Here is a 19,315-nt window from a genome sequence, read left to right as displayed (position 1 = left end):
CTTTTATCTTTTCCTTGAGCCTTTGCTCTCGCTCCCCTAAAATAGCGCCCTGCAAAATTACTGAGGTCGGCCGTGTTAGTTAATTACAATCCCCCAATGAGTCCGTATTTAACAATACTGCACCAAGATGACGACTTGCTCATCGTTAATAAACCCAGCGAACTTTTAACCGTCCCGGGTAAAGATCCAAAACATGCCGATAGCTTAATTAATCGCGTTAACCGTGTTTTTCCTACAGCTAAAATAGTGCACCGCCTAGATATGGCAACGTCAGGCATACTTTGCCTTGCTATGAATAAGGCAGCTCATAGGCATTTAAGTATGCAGTTTCAAGAACGTGAAACTTCAAAACGCTATATTGCACGTGTTTACGGCCAACTTGAGCAAGATACCGGTTCGGTTGATTTGCCACTTATCTGTGATTGGCCTAATCGTCCTAAGCAAATGGTTGATTATGAAAACGGTAAGCCCTCGCTAACCCACTTTAAAATACTTGCACGAGAAGCGGGCGCAACACGTGTAGAGCTCACGCCAATTACGGGGCGCTCGCACCAATTACGCGTGCACATGCTAAGCCTTGGCCACCCAATATTGGGCGATAGACTTTATGCCCATAAAGAGGCCCTAGCCGCGGCGCCACGTTTACAACTACATGCGCAAATGTTGCAACTAAAACACCCCGTGACTGAGCAAGTACTGACCTTTGAGGTAGAGCCCGACTTTTAATAGGTAAAGCCCACAAAGTTAGTACTAAACTTTTACCTTATCGCGCCGATACTTAGTTATTACTCATGTTTTGGGCTTACTATGATATTTGCGCAGCTAATCAAAAAAACGCTACAAAGTGTATGTTGTTGCTCTGCGTTATGCTTAAGCGCACATGCCAGTGCTGCAGAGCATATAGCCCCACCTTCTTTATCAAGTATCGAAAATAGCGATATAAAACGTCTACTACCCAATGATGAAGTTAAACCCATACTTGCTGGTGATACAGAGTTTTTAAGTTTGTATAGCGAATACATGAGCCGAGATTTTAGAGGTATTGTATTACTCATTCCTGATTGGAATTCTACCCCCACCAGCAATGCAGGCATGAGTTACCTGCGAAAAGAGCTTACTAATTTAGGTTACACAACCTACGCCATGACAGTACCCGATATAGATTGGCAAGCAAGTGACATGGCTGCACCGGCACAAGCAGCTACCCAATCAAGCACGCAATCAAGTACGCAAGCGCAAAATGAAGAGCCAACAAAAACGGCGCAAAGTAACAGCGACGGTGCTGTTACAACGGCTCAAGAGCCACACTTTGTTAATGCCATTGATTTGGTGAGTAATGAGGTACTAAGTAATTATAAAACTAATTTAATAATGCGTTATGAGGCGCTCTATCAAAACGCGATGAGCGAGCCAAATAATATTGTCGTCATAGCACAAGGTACCAGTGCGGGAGTATTGCTAGAATACTATGCCGATTTTCCTGACTCGCGAATAGATGCGTTTATAAGCTTAAGTAGTTATTTACCTAATACACAGCGCAATAAAGGTTTAGCGCAAACCACATCGCTGGTGACCCCCGCCTTGCTTGATATTTACTATGCAAATGACAATACCGATATACTTATGAGCCTTAAAAACCGTCAGCGCTGGGTAAATCGAAATGCTAAATTTGATTACCGCCAGCGCCAACTCTTTGGCCTGCGCAATGCGCCAGAGCAGCATGCACGGTTAACTAAAATGATAGACGGTTTTTTACGCCGCCTTTTTTAAATACTCGTAAGCCGCTTGAATATCTTGGCTTTTTTTAACTGCTACTTCCATCATGTGTTTAGGCAGCCCTTGAGATACTAATTTATCAGGGTGATGCTGCGCCATTAATTTACGATACGCTACTTTAATATCTCGTTGCGTCGCGTCACTACTTAACCCTAATAAAGCCAAGGCCTGTGAGCGGTTCATGCTGTTATTAGGGGGCACATGATGACCAGAGCCTTCACGGTAACTGCTACTTTGACCTTGCTGCTGTTGTCTATACTGTTGTTGCTGCTGTCTAAAACTAAATTCAGCTTGGTAACGCTTAAGAATAAAAGCAAAATGAGTTTTAGAAATACCTAATTGCTTACTTACCTCTTGTAACAGCTGTTTTTCTTGCTCTGCGAGCACGCCATCAGAAAACGCCATTTGAATTTGAATTTCTAAAAACAGTTGCAGTAAGTCGTAACGTTTTGCAAAGCGTTCTTTAAAGTCGTGTACTGTTTCTTTAATCGAAAAGTCGCTGTCTTTACCTGATTGAAATGCATGCTGAGCTTCGCGGCGCTCATCGCCCTTTAGCCCCATTTCATCCATAAACATACTTGCCGCTTTTATATGCACCTCGCTTACGCGACCGTTCGACTTTGCAATATGTCCCATAACCGCAAAGCAACTCGAAAAAAACAACGCTTGGCGCTCGTTTACATCATCACCTTTAAACAAACCTGAAAAGCCTCCGGCTTTATCAAAATCGTTTTTTAAGCTTTTATCAAATAAATGGCCGAGGTATAAACCTAAAATGGCGCCAAAAATTTTGCCAAACATAAAGCCAAAACAAAAACCGAGTATTTTTCCCCACATCTAATTAACTGCCTCTATTAAAGTGTGTTTTGTATGCGCTCGTTGAGCTGCGCGAGTCGCTGTGGTGTGCCTATATCGTCCCACTGACCGATATAAAGCTCAGTTGAGATAACCTGTTGGGCGAGTTTTTCTCGCAGTATTGGCCCAAGCGGGCGTATGCCAGGCTCTAAACTTTTAAAAAAATTAGCGTGGTAACGGCTAATTCCCGAAAATGTATACTTTTGACTCTCAGCCGATAAGTGACTTAACGCAAAATCCCCTTTTTCGTTATGAGGTGGGTTTTCTACTAACACTATGTGGGCCTCGCCGTCTTGCAGGTGCAATTGTGTAAGCGCACTCACATCGTAATCTGTGTATACATCGCCATTAATTACAATAAATTGCTCACCTAGTAATGGCAGCGCCTGAATAATTCCGCCTGCGGTTTCAAGGCCGCCCTCAGCCTCTTGGCTATATTCAATGCGCACACCAAACTCAGCACCATTTTTAAAATAGCTTTTTATTTTATCCCCTTGCCAAGCTAGGTTTATAACAATGTTAGTAATGCCAGCGGCTTTAAGGTTATTAATATGGTGCTCAATCAGCGGTTTACCCGCCACTTTTAGCATAGGTTTAGGCATAGCTTGTGTAAGCGGCATCATTCGCTGGCCGCGCCCGGCTGCTAAAATCATGGCTTTCATGTGCGCTCCTTAGCTAATTTTAGTGTTACCTGCGGTATTACAGCGCTACTTACCCACTCACTTAAGGCTGCAAGCTCTGGATAGGTTTCAGCAACATCAACAATGTAATCCAACGTCGGTAAAATATTATCAAGGTAGCCGGTTTTACCATCGCGTAAATAGAGCCGGCAGAATATTCCCGCTGCCTTTAAATGGCGCTGAATACCCGTTAAATCAAACCACTGTTTAAACTGCTCAAAAGAAGTATCTGTTATTAATTTTTGCGCTGTAAATTCTTCATAGCCGTACTCAAGCAGCTGATTAAGCTGTGCTTGTGGCAACTTAAAGTAGCAATCACGTAGTAGCGACACTAAGTCATAGCACAGCGGCCCGCGCACGGCATCTTGGTAATCTATAATTGCCCACTGCTCATTGCTATACATAATATTACGGCTGTGATAATCACGATGAACCGTGACCGTAGGCTGCGCTAGCATAGCGTTCATTAATAGCTCACAGCTTTGCTGCCAAAGCGTTTGTTGCTCAGTACTCAATGTTAAGCCAATAAAATCAGTAACCAGCCATTGGCTAAAAATATTCAGCTCAAGGTGAATAAATTCTTTATTATAATTTTGCATAGCTGCTGATTCAGGTGTTTTGGCCCAGCTTGCCGCTAAACGGATTAATTGCTTGTAATATTCATCTCTATTTGGTTCATCGAGCTTATCGGCTAAGTGTGTATTTCCTAAGTCACTTAACACAAAAAAGCCCTGTTCTTCATCGCTTGCAATTATTTCAGGCAATAAAAAGCCGTTGTCGGTGAAAACTTTATTAAGAGAGATATACGGAGCGTTATTTACTTTTTGTGGGTCGGAGTCCATCACAATAAACGCTTTTCCGGCACAGCTTAAACGGTAATAACGGCGAAAGCTGGCATCCCCAGTAATGGCTACTAAGGAGTGTGGTTTAGCATCAAAGTGCGTATTTATAAATAGTTGTAAATTATCAAAGCGTGTCATTATATAAGATGTCTATTTTTATAGGTCAATTACTGTATTTGCCATTGTTTTCCTTTATTATGTCTAGCTTATAATAAACCAAAGAGCATTAAGGTCGATAAATGAGCAAAACCTGGGGCATATTGATGCTAGGCGTAATTAGCGCACCATCGCTTGCCGAAACTGAACTGGCACACAATTTATGTGGCATTTCAATGCAAACCAGAGCTTGGCAACCTCTACCAAACTTAGCGGTAGGATCGGTTGATATACAAGCTGACGATGTAGAGCTCCTAGGCACACAAAGCGCTGAATTTACCGGCAATGTTGATATTAACACCCTTGATATGAGTTTGTCCGCACAAACTGCGCTTATAGATAAACAGCGCGGTTTACTTAATGCAACAGGCCCTATTACTTATCAAGACCGTGTAAGCCAAGTAAACAGCTCAGGTTTAAATGCCGATTTAAATAATTCAGAAATAAGCCTACTAGGTGCCGATTACAGCTTAACAGCGCAACAAGGTAAAGGTGGCGCCGAAAAACTCACTGTCAACGAGTCTGGCTTATTGTTAATGAATGCAAGCTTTACTACTTGCCCAAGCGATACACCCGTGTGGGAAATAGAAGCCGACGAAATTAACCTCTCTCGTGAAGAAGGCTGGGGCGAAACCTATAATGCCGTTTTACGTATTCTTGATACCCCCGTTTTATATTTACCTTATTTCACGTTTCCATTGGATGAGCGACGCAAGTCGGGCTTATTAACACCTAGCATTTCGAGCTCCGACCGTTACGGCCTTGAAACTGTTACGCCTTATTATTGGAATATTGCGCCTAATTTTGACGCCACTATTACACCACGTTATATGTCGCGCAAAGGCTTACAATTGCAAACTGAGTTTAGATACCTCACGGAGCAACATGAAGGCTTAGTCGGTATTGAGTATTTAGATAGCGATGATTCGGAGCCAAGCCTTGATGAGCGCTATATGTTTCATTGGCAGCAACAAAGCTATTTAAGTGAAGACTGGCGCGCCAATATTGATGTAACTAACGTCAGTGATGACAACTACATCACCGATTTAAGCTCTAATTACGCAAATAAAACCGATACCCAACTTTATCGTACCGGCTCTGTGACTCACCTTGGTGACACATGGCGTACCGATATTAAATTTCAAAACTTTGAAGTACTGGGCGATCACTTAGAGTCGTATGCCGCGGTTCCACAAATTAGCTTTACACAAACCGCCCCATGGCGTTTTGATAACTTTGACTTTAGTTTGTCGGGTGAAGTAAGCCACTTTACCAACGACTCTTCAGAAATTGCCATAGACAGTGCTACCCGTGTACACGTAGAGCCAAAAGCGCGCTTTAACTACGCAACACATGCGTGGTCGTTTCTCTCAGAAGTGAGCTTATTGCAAACTAACTACAAGCAAAGTGGTAATTTAACGGGCACTCAATATAGCGATAGCGTTTCGCGTACCTTGCCAAAAGTACGTTTGTACTCGCAGCTTAACTTTGAACGTGACACCTCGACTTTTTTTGAGGATGGCATTCAAACTCTTGAGCCACAAATACAGTATTTATATACCCCTAATAAGGATCAATCTGAGATAGGTCTATTTGACACCACTCGCCTACAGGATGACTTTTTTGGCCTATTTAGAGATACGCGCTTTTCGGGTGTAGACCGTATAGCCGCAGCTAACCAATTTACGTTAGGTGCAACAACACGCTTATTTGATAATAAACACGAAGAAGTGTTTAACTTTAGCGCGGGTCAAATTTTTTACCTAAACGACTCGGCTAAACCTACCGAGCAAGATTTAGACTCAGAGACAAACTACAACGCCCTTTTTGCAGCGCAAACAATGCTACATTGGCACCGCCGTTGGTACCTCTCAGCGGGTATGCAATACGACACGTATGGTAAGCAAATGATCCAGTCAAATGTCACCCTCGATTACAAAGGTGACAATAATGAGCTAGTTCAATTGAACCATCGCTATGCAAATGATGTCTCAGGAAATACAATCGAGCAAACGGGTGTATTTACAAGTATCCCAATTAGTGATCAGTGGCAATTTATTGCAAGCTACCACCGGGACCTTGAAAATAATCGAAGCATCGAATTTTTAAGCGGATTACAGTATGAATCATGCTGTTGGGCAATCCAAATTACTGGTCACCGTCAGATTGAAACCGATTTAAATCAGTCTATCGGGCAGCAACAAGCCACTTTTGATTCAGGTATTAGTTTAAACTTTGTATTAAAAGGACTTGGCAGTAAGAGCCGTTACGATGCACAAAAATTATTACAACAAGGTATTTTTGGCTACCGTAGACCGTATTTTCTTAATAATTAAGGCAAACGAGCAATTAAGGTGATACTTTAAAGCCCTAAAATGCAGTACGCCCTGTTTTAAAGCAGTACTATTAGAAGAGTAGTAAAAAGAATATGAATTTAAAAAAACTATTATCAACAGCTATTTTAAGCTTAAGCTTATGCCATGGCGCATTTGCCGCCCCACAGGAAATCGACAAAGTAATTGGTGTTGTAAACCAAGGCGTAATTTTAAAAAGTGAAGTAGACACCATAATTAATCGTGTTAAAAAGCAAGCCGCAGAGCAAGGCCAACAACTTCCTAAAGACGAAACGCTTCGCGTACAAGCCGTTGAGCGTTTAGTTAACCAAACGCTTATGATGCAAATGGCTGAACGTATGGGCCTTGAAATTTCAGACAGTCAGTTAGACCAAACACTCGCGAATATGGCAAAAGATCAAGGCGGCAGCATTGCCGATCTTCGTCGTACCATTGAAGCCGCTGGCGAGAGCTTTCAAGCCTACCGCGAAGAAATTCGTAAAGAGATCACCACCCAACAGGTTACCCGTGCCAATGTAGATCGTCGAATCTATATTAGCCAACAAGAAGTAGATAACCTGTTAAAAATAATGGAAAGCCAAGGTCAAAACTCTGAAGAGTATGATATTGGCCACATCCTTATTGATATTCCTAACGATGCAACAGCAGATGAAATCACCAGTGCTAAAACCCGTGCTGACAAAGTTATTGAGCTATTAAACGATGGCCAAGAGTTTAAACGCATCGCTATTTCATCATCAGGTGGCTCAAAAGCGCTTGAAGGCGGACAACTCGGTTATATGGGTATCAACGAAATGCCTTCGTTATTTGCCGAAGCTGTAAAAGGTCAAAAGAAAGGCGCTATTGTTGGCCCGCTTCGCTCGGGTGCTGGCTTTCATATAATTAAGGTGCAAGATGTACGTGGTCGCCAATTAGTAGAAACTACAGAAGTACGCTCACGCCATATTCTTATTAAGCCTTCAATTATTTTAAGTGAAGAAAAAGCACGTAGCATGCTAGCAGGATTTGCCAAAGATTTACGCGCAGGAAACGCTGACTTTGCTGAGCTTGCTAAAGAATACTCAGAAGATCCAGGCTCAGCCCTTAAAGGCGGTGAGTATGATTGGACTGACCCTACAACGTATGTACCGGCGTTTAAAGATACTTTGTTATCACTTGATAAAAATCAAATTAGTGAACCATTTAGAACACAATTTGGTTGGCACATAGTACAACTTTTAGATAAACGTGTAGCAGATAAAACCGAGCTAGCTAAACGTAACCGTGCGCACGGCATGTTGTTTAATCGTAAATTTAAAGAAGAAAGTTTTAACTGGCAGCAAGAAATGCGCGAACAAGCCCATGTTGAAATTTTCCCTATAGACGAGTAATTATGACATTACGAATTGCAATTACCCCGGGTGAACCCGCGGGGATTGGCCCTGACTTGCTGCTGCAATTAGCGCAGCAACCATGGCAAGCTCAACTGGTCGCTATCGCCGACAAACAGTTATTAAAAGAACGCGCTCAACACTTGGGCCTTAATATTGAGCTAATTGATTTTGATGAAAATGCCCCTGCAGCTATAGCGCCTGCAGGTAGCATTTATATTCACCAAGTAGATTTAGGCACTGACGTTAAGCTAGGTGAACTAGACGACTTAAACGGCCAATACGTGCTTGATACCTTACGTATTGCCAGCGAAAAAAATATGGACGGTACCTTTGATGCCGTTGTCACGGGCCCTGTTCATAAAGGGATTATTAATAAAGCCGGTATTTCCTTTAGTGGCCACACTGAGTACTTTGCTCAGCAGTCGGGCACCTCTGATGTAGTAATGATGCTAGCAACTGAAGGCTTGCGTGTTGCCCTAGTAACAACGCATATACCGCTGGCTTATGTATCGCGTGCAATTACACAAGAGCGCTTAACTAAAGTTATTAGTATTTTAAACCACGACTTACAAACTAAGTTTGGTATTGAGCAACCGAAAATTTTAGTGTGTGGATTAAACCCCCATGCCGGCGAAGACGGTCATTTAGGCACTGAAGAAATAGAAACAATTTCACCTACGCTTGAGCTCTTAAACAGCCAAGGCATGAATTTAATTGGTCCGCTTCCTGCCGATACCCTATTTCAGGATAAATACCTCTCTCAAGCCGATGCCGTGCTTGCTATGTATCACGATCAGGGTTTACCTGTGCTAAAATACAAGGGATTTGGTAACTCGGTAAATATAACCTTAGGTTTACCATTTATCCGCACTTCGGTTGATCACGGTACTGCGCTTGATTTAGCAGGCACCGGTGACGCTGAAGTTGGCAGTTTTGAATTAGCGATCCGCGAAGCAATTAAGCTCGCCCATGAAAAAGCACAGAATCAATGACCGATAAAGTACATTTAGGACACCGCGCCCGTAAACGTTTTGGGCAAAACTTTTTATTTGATGAATCTATCATTGATAAAATAGTGACTGCAATCGATCCTAAACCACAAGACAACCTAGTAGAGATTGGCCCAGGTTTAGGCGCAATTACCGAACCTGTTGCCGATTTAAGCGGCCAACTTACTGTTGTTGAGCTAGATAAAGACTTAGCTCAGCGTTTAATTGAGCACCCTTTTTTAGGTCCTAAATTAAACGTAAACCAAGGCGATGCAATGAAGTTTGACTTTGCAAGCCTTGTACGCGATGACAAAAAATTAAAAGTGTTTGGTAACCTGCCTTACAATATTTCTACGCCATTACTGTTTCATCTTTTTGAGTTTGCTGATCATATTGAGCACATGCACTTTATGCTGCAAAAAGAAGTAGTAAAACGTATGGTTGCAGGCCCAGGCAGCAAAACCTTTGGCCGCTTAAGTGTAATGACACAGTACTACTGCCACGCAATGCCCGTGGTTGAAGTACCGCCAGAGTGTTTTAAACCAGCACCTAAAGTAGACTCTGCGGTTATTCGTCTGATCCCTAAAAAAGCCGAGCAACGTACCGCTAAAAGCGTGAAAATTTTAAACACCGTGTGTTTAGAAGCCTTTAATCAACGCCGTAAAACATTGCGTAACAGCTTAGGCAACTTACTCACCGCAGATGAGCTTACCAGCATTGGTATTGATATTACTTTGCGTGCTGAAAGCCTAACGTTACAACAATTTATTGATATAGCTAATTGGATTTATGACAACAAGCAGTAATATTGGCTCTCCTGTAAAAGTCTCTGTAGAGACTTTTTATGTTGAAGGGCAATCTCAGCCTGAGCTAGAAAAGTACGTTTTTGCCTACTCAGTGACAATTAAAAACCACAGTCTTTGCAGCGCTACACTTTTGAGCCGTTATTGGTTGATCACCGATGCCAATGGTAAAGAAGTTGAAGTAGAGGGCGAAGGCGTTGTGGGCGAAACCCCCGTTATAGGCCCAGGCGAAACTTATAAATACACCAGTGGCGCAATATTAGATACCCCTGTTGGCACCATGCAGGGACACTACACACTGCGCAATGAGTTTGGCTCTGAGTTTGAAGCACCTATAAGCGTATTTCGTTTAGCGTGCCCTAACATTTTACATTAGTAAAAAGCGCCATGGCTGATTACGCAATTGGTGATTTACAAGGCTGCTTTAAAGAGTTTAGCCGCTTGCTCAAACGGGTTGACTTTAACCCAAGCAAAGATCACCTTTATTTAGTGGGCGATATCGTCGCACGTGGGCCGGACTCCCTAGCCTGCCTAGATTATATTTATCGCCATCAAGACAGCATGACTGTTACTTTAGGCAATCATGATTTACACATGGTTGCCTGTCACTATCTTAATAAGCCAATCAACCCCAAAGATAAACTCGGTGCTATTTTTGATAGTAAAAAGCTTCCTCACTATATCGCCTATTTGCAAACTCAGCCGCTTGCTATTTATTTAGCACAGCACCGCAGCTTTATATCGCATGCAGGGCTTAACCCTAATTGGTCTATAGAAAGCGCACTTAAACACGCACAGTTTGCTCAGCGTTGTTATCAATCGGCTAATGCTAAGCACTTTTTTGAAAAAATGTATCAGCCTCATCCCGCTATATGGCATGACGATTTAAACGAATTTGATAAGTTTAGGTACATTGTTAACTACTTTACCCGCATGCGCTTTTTAACCAGCAACAACACGTTAGAGCTTAGTGCGAAAGGCGCAATTAGCGATAATAAAACGTTAACAGCCTGGTTCACTCACCCTAATGTAAAAGCATTAGAAAACAACCTTATATTTGGCCATTGGGCCGCTCTTGAAGGGGTTACTCAGCTCAATCACATACATGCGCTCGATACCGGATGCGTATGGGGCGGTGCTTTAACGATGATGAACTTGCAAACTAAGCAAAAAATAGTAGAAAAGCCGACGCTTTTATCTAAATAAACTGTAAAACCCCAGCACATATGTTAAATTTAAATTAATAGATATTAATTGCTTAACTTATTGGTTAAAAAGCCGATAAGATGTGATTGAAGTACTTTAATTGGAAATCCATATGAATCTGACAGTAAGCCAACGAATTTGGTGTGGTTTTATATTTATCACCTTATTACTCATAATCATTGGTGGTAACTCTTTAATAAAAATTGCGAGCATTGACCGCTCTACCCAGCAGGTAAACCAGTTATCACTGCCCGCGCTTAATAAAAGCTCAGAACTACAAGCTGAATTTATTTTAATGAGTAAAGCAGCCCAAGCTAGTTTTTATACCACCTCAAGCGCACAGCTCACCCCTATAAAACAAAAAGTACTTGAGCAAAAAGACAAATTCAACTCGCTGCACGCCGACCTTCAACGTGTTGTAAAAAACGATGCATCACTGAGTCAAAAAAGCCAAGCTGTAGAAAAAACCTACTTAAGCTTTTTAGGTACGGTCGAAAACCTATTAGCTGATAAAGATAAACAACTAGCACTTAATAAAACCCTCACAGCACAGCTTGAAACAATTGAGATTGCAGCTGAAGATGCCAATTCAGTCGTGCTTGATATCACAGATATTACTAACTTTGAGCAAAATCACCCACGCGCTTACCAAGCCGCCAATAACTTAGAAAACAACTTTATGTCTGTGGTGAGTAACAGTACCGATATGCTCACGGTTAAGACGACAAACACCTTAGATATTGTAAAAAATGAGCAAGCTTATTACCTTGACGAAGTAATTCGTACTTTAACGTTAATAAAGCCAGCTATAGAGCAAGATAACAACGACCTATACAGTGATTTACAAGCATACGTTGATACGCTGATAGAAAATATCAGCGGTAATAATAGCCTAGCGGCCAATAAGCAGCGCCTTATTGACGCTATCGCACTTACCGAAAAAGAACTTGCCCAATCAGAGCAAGCGACCACTATGGCACTGTCGCAAATTGATGATTTAGTAACACAAGCAAGTACTGTAGCTTACAAATTACAAGAAGGTGTTCGCGAGGATGTAGACTCAGCGACGCTCTGGACATGGGCAGGTATGATCATCGCAACGTTAATTGCAATTGCAATTGCGATTCTTACCGTTAATAGAATCACTAAGCCACTGGCTGAGGTTAATCGGATTTTAGATATTGTTGCCAGCGGTGATATGACCCAACGCTTAGATGACTCTGCAAAAGATGAATTTGGCGAGCTATCAAAAAGCTGTAACACCCTTATAGATAGCTTACGTAGCTTAATTAAGGGCATTATTTCACGCTCAACTCAATTAGCAGCGGCGTCTGAGCAAACATCGGCCATTACCGGTGAGTCAAGCCAAGCTATCCGTAACCAACAAGCACAAGTAGAGCAAGCGGCAACCGCCACAACCGAAATGAGCAGCACGTCGCAAACAGTAAGTAACAGCGCACAGCAGGCACTTAACGAAATTAAAAATGCCGATAAAGAAGCTGAACGTGTAAAAGGTATATCTCATCAAAACAAAGCCACTATTGAGCAACTTGCTCGCGAGGTGGACGATGCATCAGGTGTTATTAATAAGCTTCATCAAGACAGCGCATCTATAGGCAGTATTTTAGATGTAATACGCGGCATTGCAGAGCAAACCAACCTATTAGCACTTAACGCTGCAATTGAAGCAGCACGTGCCGGTGAATATGGCCGAGGTTTTGCGGTAGTAGCGGATGAAGTACGCTCATTGGCAAGCAAAACGCAAGAGTCGACCCAAGAGATACAATCTATGATTGAATCGCTTCAAAGTGGCGCAGAAGCGGCTGTAACAGCAATGGATAAAGGTAAACAGCAAGCAGAATCATGTGTTGAACAAAGCGACTTAGCAAGCAGCGCATTAGACTCAATTACACTTGCCGTATCGCAAGCACACGATGTAAGTGAAGAAATCTCTACCGCAGCTCAAGAGCAACAACAAGTATCACAAGAAATTAGTGAACGTTTAGAATCTATTGTAGCCATAGCCGAGCAAACAGCTGAGGGGGCAAATCAAACAAACATTTCAAGCTCAGAAGTAGCCAAACTTGCTGAAGAGCTAAGAATATCGGTAGAAAACTTTAAGGTGTAATGCACACCTAACAGCAGTAAATTAACGCAATAAAAAACCCGATACTGTTACTCAGTATCGGGTTTTTTGTTTACTTGTTTTAACGCTTAGCGAGAAGCACGCTGGCGATTGCCGCCCACTTTAGGCTTAGTGTTAGCCTTTTTAAATTGGCTAAACCCAGTATGGCGCGTTAAGGCTGGGCGCCCTCCTTTACCAGCGCCTTTATGTGCTTTTTCATCGCGGCCTTCTTCTGGCACTAAGCAATTTGGGCCTTTACCAATTAAATTGGCTTTCCCCATACTACGCAGTGCATCGCGGATCATTGGCCAACCCGATGGATCGTGATAACGCAATATGGCTTTGTGTAAGCGACGTTGGCGCGCTCCTTTTGGCACGGGTACTTGCTCTTTATTGTTTTTAATATTACGCAACGAGTTCATTTCAGTATGGTAAATGGTGGTTGCATTGGCCATAGGCGACGGGTAAAAGTTTTGTACTTGGTCTAACTTAAAGTCGTTAGATTTAAGCCACAATGCCATGTTAACCATGTCTTCGTCTTTGGTACCTGGGTGCGCTGAAATAAAGTACGGTATTAAGTACTGCTTTTTACCTGCTTCTTTTGAGTACTTATCAAATAGTTCTTTAAATTGATCGTAAGCACCCATGCCCGGCTTCATCATTTTAGACAAAGGGCCATCTTCTGTGTGCTCAGGGGCAATTTTTAAATAGCCACCCACATGATGCGTCACCAACTCTTTTACATAGCGAGGGTCTTGTACGGCTAGATCGTAACGAACGCCTGAGGCGATCAAAATCTTTTTAATGCCTTTCACTTCACGGGCTTTTTTGTATAAATCGATAGTAGGTGTATGATCTGTATCCATGTGCTTACATATATCAGGGTAAACACATGAAAGTCGTCTACAGGTACTTTCTGCTTTTTTGCTCGTACAGCGTAATTTATACATGTTGGCCGTTGGGCCACCTAAATCAGAAATAACACCGGTAAAACCAGGTACTTTATCTCTAATTTGTTCTATTTCATCAATAATCGACTCTTGCGAGCGACTTTGAATAATACGTCCTTCATGCTCGGTAATAGAGCAGAACGAACAGCCACCAAAACAGCCACGCATAATATTAACCGACGTTTTAATCATATCGTAGGCTGGTATTTTTGCATCACCATAACTTGGGTGCGGTATACGCTGATAAGGCAAACCAAATACATCATCCATCTCATGGGTTTCGAGCGGAAATGCCGGCGGGTTAACCCAAATAGAGCGATCGCCATGGCGCTGAAATAACGCACGAGCACAACCTGGATTGGTCTCTTGGTGCAAAATGCGCGAGGCATGAGCATAAAGCGGTTTATTAACGCTTACTTGCTCAAATGCAGGCAGTTTAACGTATGTTTTTTCCCACGGTTTAGGGCGCGCAGGCTGAATGGTAATGGGTTTAGCGGCCTCGGCTTTTAAATCAATACCGGCTTGCTTAAACTCTGATTTACTACACCCAACATCATCAGCCCCATAGGGGTTTGGGATAGGATCAATTTTGCCTATTTTATCAATCGCTGTTGAATCACTTCCGCGCCAGCCCGGTATTGGCTCTTTACGAATAACCGCTGTACCACGAATATCCTGAATTGTATCCATAGTTTCGCCAGCGGCTATACGGTGGGCTACTTCCACCAGCGGGCGCTCTGCATTACCATAAATAAGGATGTCGGCTTTGGCATCAAATAAAATACTACGGCGTACTTTTTCTTGCCAGTAGTCGTAATGAGCAATACGGCGCAAGCTTGCTTCAATACCACCAATAACAATAGGCACACCTTTGTAGGCTTCGCGTAAGCGCTGAGAGTAAATCATCACCGCACGGTCAGGGCGCTTGCCGCCCACATTACCTGGTGTATAGGCATCGTCATGGCGCATTCGTTTTTCAGCCGTGTAGCGGTTGATCATCGAATCCATGTTGCCGGCTGTTACACCAAAAAATAAGTTTGGTTTACCAAGCACCATAAAGGCATCTTTTGATTGCCAATCTGGCTGAGCAATTATACCCACTCTAAAGCCTTGCGCTTCAAGTACACGGCCAATTACCGCCATACCAAAACTAGGGTGATCAACATAGGCATCGCCGCTAATAATTATAATGTCGCAGCTATCCCAGCCAAGAGCGTCCATTTCTTCGCGAGTGGTAGGTAAAAATGGGGCGGTGCCATAACATTCAGCCCAATATTTGGGGTATGAAAATAGCGCGCGTTCAGCTTTAAGGGAGCTCATAGTTTTGGCCGTAGAATAACAAAAGGCGCGAATTATATCCTAATACATTGCTTATTTATACAACATTGCCTAGAGATATCGCGCCTACTGTAAAGTCTGTTGATATTAAGTTTTTTTATTTCGCTCTTTAATAAACTCTAAAAGTTCGTGCTCAGGCATTGGCTTAGCGTACATAAAACCTTGTACTTCATCACACCCTAAGTTTTTCAAAAACTCTGCCTGCTGCTGTGTTTCTACACCTTCAGCAATTGTTTTTAGTCCTAGTTTAGCACCAAGCGACACCACTAAAGCAGCAATAGCACCGGTATCGTTATCAGGTAAATCTTTTACAAATGCGCGGTCTATTTTAAGCCTATCAAGCGGTAAACTTTGTAAGTAACTTAATGAAGAAAAGCCCGTTCCAAAATCATCAATCGCCACTTCTACGCCTAATTCTTTTAACTCTTTTAGGGTATTGATCACGGTTTCTAATTCATCCATTACCACGCTTTCAGTCACTTCTAACTCTATATTGCAGGGTTTAACGTCGTACTTTTGTAAGGTGTTTTTTACTGTTTTAGCGTAGCCTTTAACCTTAAATTGCGGCACAGATACATTTACAGCAATGCAAATTTCTTCACCGAGTGCCTCTAAGCGTTTTTGCTGTTGGCAAGCTTGTTCTAAAACCCATTGGCCAATATCAACAATTAAACCGGCATCCTCTGCTAAAGGCACAAACACCGCAGGAGATATAAACGAGCCATCTTCTGATGGCCAGCGCAGCAATGCTTCACAGCCAATTAAAGATAAATTATCAAGTGAAAGCTGAGGCTGATACCACACTTGGAGTTTTTGCCGAGCAAAGTCATGACGTAACTGCCTAATAATACCTAAGCGCCAAGCCATTTTGTCTTGCATATCAATATCGTAGTAAATACCCTCTTTGCATTTAAGCTTTTTAGCTTGGTTTAATGCAATATAGGCAACTTTGAGTGTATCTAACCCAGTACTTTGAAAGTCTTGCTGCTGACATAAACCAATTCTAAAATCGACAGGCAAAATATGCTCGCCAGCACTAAAAGGCACACTTAGCACGTCGTTAAATTGTTCAAGGTCAAACTCCGTTTGGCGAATAATAAAGCCAAATACATCTGCACCAATACGCGACAATAACTTTGCGTCTGGGTAAGCATCTTTAAGCCGCTTTACAATCTCGATTAACAAATGATTGCCAATTTCTTGTCCTAAGCCATTGTTAATATCAGCAAAACCAATCACATCAATTAATACAAAAACGTAGTCATTAACATGTGGTTTTTGATAACGCACCACCCGCTCAATAAAATTAGTACGATTAGAAATACCGGTTAGTACATCTTTGTAGGCCGCATCTCTTAGTTTTACAAACAGCCTTACGTTATCAAGGGCTACACTCACATTAGTAAGAAAAATCTCTGCAAATTGCAGCTGCGCATCACTCGGTTTATGCTCGCACTCTAAATAAATAGCAGCCTGGCGGTGCTTACTTTTAACAATAAAAGTTACGCTCGAATCGGTTTGGCAATGCTGAGCCGACTCAAAACACTGCTCTACTTGTTCAAGCGCAACGCTATCAACATTAGCAAGCTTTTCACCAAAGTAGCTCTCATAATGGCCACTGCCACCCAATACTTGAATAAAGTTATCGCCATCTAGCTTACTGCATACCAAGCCAACTTGTTGACACTCTAAAATAATGCCCAAGTGTTTAATAATCTCTTTGCACAACACTTTAATATCGGTAAGCCCTAAAATAGACTTTGAAGCCGAAACAATGGTGTTCATCGCATCACTTTGATACTCAAGTTGGCATACTTGCTCGTACGAGCGAATAGCGGTAATTAAAGAAGTTACTAATTTAGAACGAGTTAACTCTGTTTTTGTTTTATAATCGTTAATGTCATATTCGCGAATTACTTTTTCTTCTGGGGTGTTGCCCGCTTGGCCGGTACGTAAAATAATTCGCACATGCTGGTTGTTAAGCTCTTCGCGTACGCGTTTTACAACTTGCAAACCCGCATCATCAGATTCCATCACTACATCTAAAAAAATAACGGATATTGTATTATTGTTTTTGAGTATTTCGATGGCTTCGCTGCCAGAGTACGCATCGTGAAAACGCAGCCCTGCCCCCCAAAACTCTACGCCCGATAACGCAAGCTTAGTCACTGAATGTATTTCAGGATCGTCATCAACGATCAAAACATCCCAAAAATCAGATAATTCTTGGGTTATTTCTTCTTCGCTGTCTGGCGCTAAAAATAAAAAATCGCTTTGCTCTGACGACATTATCTACCCTTTATCAGTTTTAATACTTATATAAGCTCATACCTATGTGCTAAAAATATATTTTTGGTTTATAGGCTAATTCATACTATAGTCGATTAATAAAAAGTTGTTATATTTCAAACTAAAAAACTCGTAAAAGGTGTGCCTATTAAATTTTTTAAAATCCTTATAAAAACGCTCTTATTGTTAGTTTTAGTGGCTATTTTGATTGGTTTAACCCTGCCGCAAAATTACAGCGTAAATAAAAACATACAAATAAATGCCAATGTAGCGACCGTTAAATCGCTGGTGTCTGACTTTAGCCTTTGGCATACATGGTCACCTTGGGGCAAAGTAGATCCTTCTATCACTTTTACTTTAGGCGAACCTAGTCGCGGTATAGGCGCGCATCAATCGTGGCAAAGTGACTGGGGGTATGGAGAAATGACCATTACTTCGCTTTCGCAAAATAAAATGACCTTTAATGCACTTTTAAAAAATGAGCATATTATTGAAGGTGAAATTACATTTACCGAAGTAGAAGGTGTGGTAAATGTAACGTGTAATATTAATGGCCAAACCAATACCCCGCTAATTTCGGGTTATCTATCAATTTTTAGCGAGTATGTATTAAGCAATACAGTGTCACTTGGCTTAAATAACTTACTAACAGTGGCGCAATTACGCGACCAAAAAACACAGCTGGATAACGATGACAGTAAAATCAGCCCAAGCGAGAATTAACCTCGCCAATATCATTGAGTCTTTACTTGGCTACCCCGTAAAAAAAATAACCACAAATACTGGGCAACCAAGTACAGATCAAAGTTACGGCTCTAAAGGCGATCTAAACCCGCTTTATCACATAAATAGCGATAACCCTATTTTAGCGCGCGCCCAAAAGCACCAAGATTTACTGCTTATAAAACAGCAGCAAAATATAGAAACCATTTTAGCTAAAGCAATGGAATTTTGCCCCGATGTGGCAAGTAATAAGCAACCAGATGCCGACTGGATAGAACGCTTTATTGCCCTATGTGAAGACACCTCAAATGAATCGATGCAAACACTGTGGGCTAAAATTTTAACTGGCGAGACCCTCAACCCCGGTACATTTTCTATAAAAAGCTTACAAACACTCAAGCATATGACCCAACGCGAAGCAGATGCATTACAAAAGTGTGTATCGCTGAGCAGCTACAACGCAAAAGACGACAGTCACTTTATCTTATTAGGGTTTTATAAAAAGCCTTCGCTTTTCGACTTACTACGAAAAGGCAATAAGGTATCGCTAAATTTAGGAAAAACGGGGATCAGCTTTCCTGACATTTTAACGCTCATGGATCTTAATTTACTCTACAGAAAAGAAATAGAATCGGCGGTATTAAAAGCAGGTCAAGAACTCACCCTGTCGTTTTTATCGCAAAAAGTGACGTTAAAAGCTAAAAGCAGTGACTTAGTATTAAGCTATTACAAGTTTACCCAAACAGGCGATGAGCTTTCTAAGCTTATTAATTACCCTGTAAATAAGGTGTATAAGCAATTAATTAATAATGCATTGGAGGGAGAATTTGATTTAACGTGGCATGTTAATAAATAA

16 protein-coding genes are annotated in these 19,315 nt (G+C 41.8%); 11 read left to right on the top strand and 5 right to left on the bottom strand.

Annotated features, from left to right (window positions below):
• Positions 1–72 precede the first annotated feature (72 nt).
• Complete coding sequence (rluA, locus tag PSH54_RS04115) at positions 73–726, top strand: bifunctional tRNA pseudouridine(32) synthase/23S rRNA pseudouridine(746) synthase RluA (RefSeq protein WP_273605562.1); 654 nt, start codon at positions 73–75, stop codon at positions 724–726.
• A gap of 81 nt (positions 727–807) precedes the next feature.
• Positions 808–1,770, top strand: a complete 963-nt coding sequence (locus tag PSH54_RS04110) for a DUF3530 family protein (RefSeq protein ID WP_273605561.1) — start codon at positions 808–810, stop codon at positions 1,768–1,770.
• Here PSH54_RS04110 and djlA read toward each other — a convergent pair.
• The 3 genes from djlA to PSH54_RS04095 are packed head-to-tail and all read right to left on the bottom strand — an operon-like array spanning position 1,753 to position 4,291.
• A complete protein-coding gene (djlA, locus tag PSH54_RS04105; protein ID WP_029773301.1) occupies positions 1,753–2,613 on the bottom strand; it encodes a co-chaperone DjlA in 861 nt (286 codons plus the stop codon). The two genes, PSH54_RS04110 and djlA, sit on opposite strands and share 18 nt — an antisense overlap.
• A gap of 17 nt (positions 2,614–2,630) precedes the next feature.
• Positions 2,631–3,293: an N-acetylmuramate alpha-1-phosphate uridylyltransferase MurU gene (gene murU / locus PSH54_RS04100; protein ID WP_064385729.1), complete on the bottom strand. Its 663-nt coding sequence runs from the start codon at positions 3,291–3,293 to the stop codon at positions 2,631–2,633.
• Positions 3,290–4,291 carry an aminoglycoside phosphotransferase family protein gene (locus tag PSH54_RS04095; RefSeq protein WP_273605560.1) on the bottom strand — a complete coding sequence of 334 codons (1,002 nt, stop codon included), beginning with the start codon at positions 4,289–4,291 and terminating at the stop codon, positions 3,290–3,292. Before PSH54_RS04095 ends, murU begins: the two co-directional genes overlap by 4 nt.
• A 101-nt stretch (positions 4,292–4,392) precedes the next feature.
• On the opposite strand from PSH54_RS04095, the gene lptD reads away from it, so the two are divergent.
• The 7 genes from lptD (at position 4,393) to PSH54_RS04060 (ending at position 13,162) form a co-directional block, all read left to right on the top strand.
• On the top strand, positions 4,393–6,645 hold the full coding sequence (lptD, locus tag PSH54_RS04090) for an LPS assembly protein LptD (RefSeq protein WP_273605559.1): 2,253 nt from the start codon (positions 4,393–4,395) through the stop codon (positions 6,643–6,645).
• Positions 6,646–6,737: 92 nt separating this feature from the next.
• Positions 6,738–8,033 carry a peptidylprolyl isomerase SurA gene (surA, locus tag PSH54_RS04085; protein ID WP_064385734.1) on the top strand — a complete coding sequence of 432 codons (1,296 nt, stop codon included), beginning with the start codon at positions 6,738–6,740 and terminating at the stop codon, positions 8,031–8,033.
• Positions 8,034–8,035: 2 nt separating this feature from the next.
• Complete coding sequence (pdxA, locus tag PSH54_RS04080) at positions 8,036–9,028, top strand: 4-hydroxythreonine-4-phosphate dehydrogenase PdxA (RefSeq protein ID WP_024031517.1); 993 nt, start codon at positions 8,036–8,038, stop codon at positions 9,026–9,028.
• The gene (rsmA, locus tag PSH54_RS04075) at positions 9,025–9,831 is read left to right on the top strand and encodes a 16S rRNA (adenine(1518)-N(6)/adenine(1519)-N(6))-dimethyltransferase RsmA (protein WP_004585856.1); all 807 of its coding nucleotides are present in this window, start codon (positions 9,025–9,027) and stop codon (positions 9,829–9,831) included. Before pdxA ends, rsmA begins: the two co-directional genes overlap by 4 nt.
• Positions 9,815–10,204: a Co2+/Mg2+ efflux protein ApaG gene (apaG, locus tag PSH54_RS04070; RefSeq protein WP_004585855.1), complete on the top strand. Its 390-nt coding sequence runs from the start codon at positions 9,815–9,817 to the stop codon at positions 10,202–10,204. Before rsmA ends, apaG begins: the two co-directional genes overlap by 17 nt.
• An 11-nt stretch (positions 10,205–10,215) precedes the next feature.
• Positions 10,216–11,034 (top strand): symmetrical bis(5'-nucleosyl)-tetraphosphatase, encoded by an 819-nt coding sequence (locus PSH54_RS04065; protein ID WP_273605558.1) that lies wholly within the window; start codon positions 10,216–10,218, stop codon positions 11,032–11,034.
• Positions 11,035–11,146: 112 nt separating this feature from the next.
• A complete protein-coding gene (locus tag PSH54_RS04060) occupies positions 11,147–13,162 on the top strand; it encodes a methyl-accepting chemotaxis protein (protein WP_004585853.1) in 2,016 nt (671 codons plus the stop codon).
• Positions 13,163–13,248: 86 nt separating this feature from the next.
• Here the strand turns inward: PSH54_RS04060 and PSH54_RS04055 are convergent, their stop codons facing one another.
• Positions 13,249–15,429, bottom strand: a complete 2,181-nt coding sequence (locus PSH54_RS04055; RefSeq protein ID WP_273605557.1) for a YgiQ family radical SAM protein — start codon at positions 15,427–15,429, stop codon at positions 13,249–13,251.
• A 105-nt stretch (positions 15,430–15,534) separates the two neighbouring features.
• Positions 15,535–17,736, bottom strand: a complete 2,202-nt coding sequence (locus tag PSH54_RS04050; RefSeq protein WP_154945326.1) for a bifunctional diguanylate cyclase/phosphodiesterase — start codon at positions 17,734–17,736, stop codon at positions 15,535–15,537.
• 141 nt (positions 17,737–17,877) lie between these two features.
• On the opposite strand from PSH54_RS04050, the gene PSH54_RS04045 reads away from it, so the two are divergent.
• The gene (locus PSH54_RS04045; protein WP_273605556.1) at positions 17,878–18,459 is read left to right on the top strand and encodes an SRPBCC family protein; all 582 of its coding nucleotides are present in this window, start codon (positions 17,878–17,880) and stop codon (positions 18,457–18,459) included.
• Positions 18,428–19,315, top strand: a complete 888-nt coding sequence (locus PSH54_RS04040) for a TIGR03899 family protein (protein ID WP_273605555.1) — start codon at positions 18,428–18,430, stop codon at positions 19,313–19,315. Before PSH54_RS04045 ends, PSH54_RS04040 begins: the two co-directional genes overlap by 32 nt.

It is taken from the genome of Pseudoalteromonas sp. Angola-30 (genome assembly GCF_028599215.1).
Lineage (GTDB): Bacteria > Pseudomonadota > Gammaproteobacteria > Enterobacterales > Alteromonadaceae > Pseudoalteromonas > Pseudoalteromonas atlantica.
The sequence above is the reverse complement of the archived record's forward strand: the minus strand, read 5'-3'. Positions and strand labels throughout refer to the sequence as shown.

What these genes read in the sequence shown, in the direction of transcription:
- PSH54_RS04110 (WP_273605561.1), top strand. Translation starts at nt 808, where the DNA reads ATGATATTTGCGCAGCTAATCAAAAAAACGCTACAAAGTGTATGTTGT.
- djlA (WP_029773301.1), bottom strand. Translation starts at nt 2,613, where the DNA reads ATGTGGGGAAAAATACTCGGTTTTTGTTTTGGCTTTATGTTTGGCAAA.
- murU (WP_064385729.1), bottom strand. Translation starts at nt 3,293, where the DNA reads ATGAAAGCCATGATTTTAGCAGCCGGGCGCGGCCAGCGAATGATGCCG.
- PSH54_RS04095 (WP_273605560.1), bottom strand. Translation starts at nt 4,291, where the DNA reads ATGACACGCTTTGATAATTTACAACTATTTATAAATACGCACTTTGAT.
- lptD (WP_273605559.1), top strand. Translation starts at nt 4,393, where the DNA reads ATGAGCAAAACCTGGGGCATATTGATGCTAGGCGTAATTAGCGCACCA.
- surA (WP_064385734.1), top strand. Translation starts at nt 6,738, where the DNA reads ATGAATTTAAAAAAACTATTATCAACAGCTATTTTAAGCTTAAGCTTA.
- pdxA (WP_024031517.1), top strand. Translation starts at nt 8,036, where the DNA reads ATGACATTACGAATTGCAATTACCCCGGGTGAACCCGCGGGGATTGGC.
- rsmA (WP_004585856.1), top strand. Translation starts at nt 9,025, where the DNA reads ATGACCGATAAAGTACATTTAGGACACCGCGCCCGTAAACGTTTTGGG.
- apaG (WP_004585855.1), top strand. Translation starts at nt 9,815, where the DNA reads ATGACAACAAGCAGTAATATTGGCTCTCCTGTAAAAGTCTCTGTAGAG.
- PSH54_RS04065 (WP_273605558.1), top strand. Translation starts at nt 10,216, where the DNA reads ATGGCTGATTACGCAATTGGTGATTTACAAGGCTGCTTTAAAGAGTTT.
- PSH54_RS04060 (WP_004585853.1), top strand. Translation starts at nt 11,147, where the DNA reads ATGAATCTGACAGTAAGCCAACGAATTTGGTGTGGTTTTATATTTATC.
- PSH54_RS04055 (WP_273605557.1), bottom strand. Translation starts at nt 15,429, where the DNA reads ATGAGCTCCCTTAAAGCTGAACGCGCGCTATTTTCATACCCCAAATAT.
- PSH54_RS04050 (WP_154945326.1), bottom strand. Translation starts at nt 17,736, where the DNA reads ATGTCGTCAGAGCAAAGCGATTTTTTATTTTTAGCGCCAGACAGCGAA.
- PSH54_RS04040 (WP_273605555.1), top strand. Translation starts at nt 18,428, where the DNA reads ATGACAGTAAAATCAGCCCAAGCGAGAATTAACCTCGCCAATATCATT.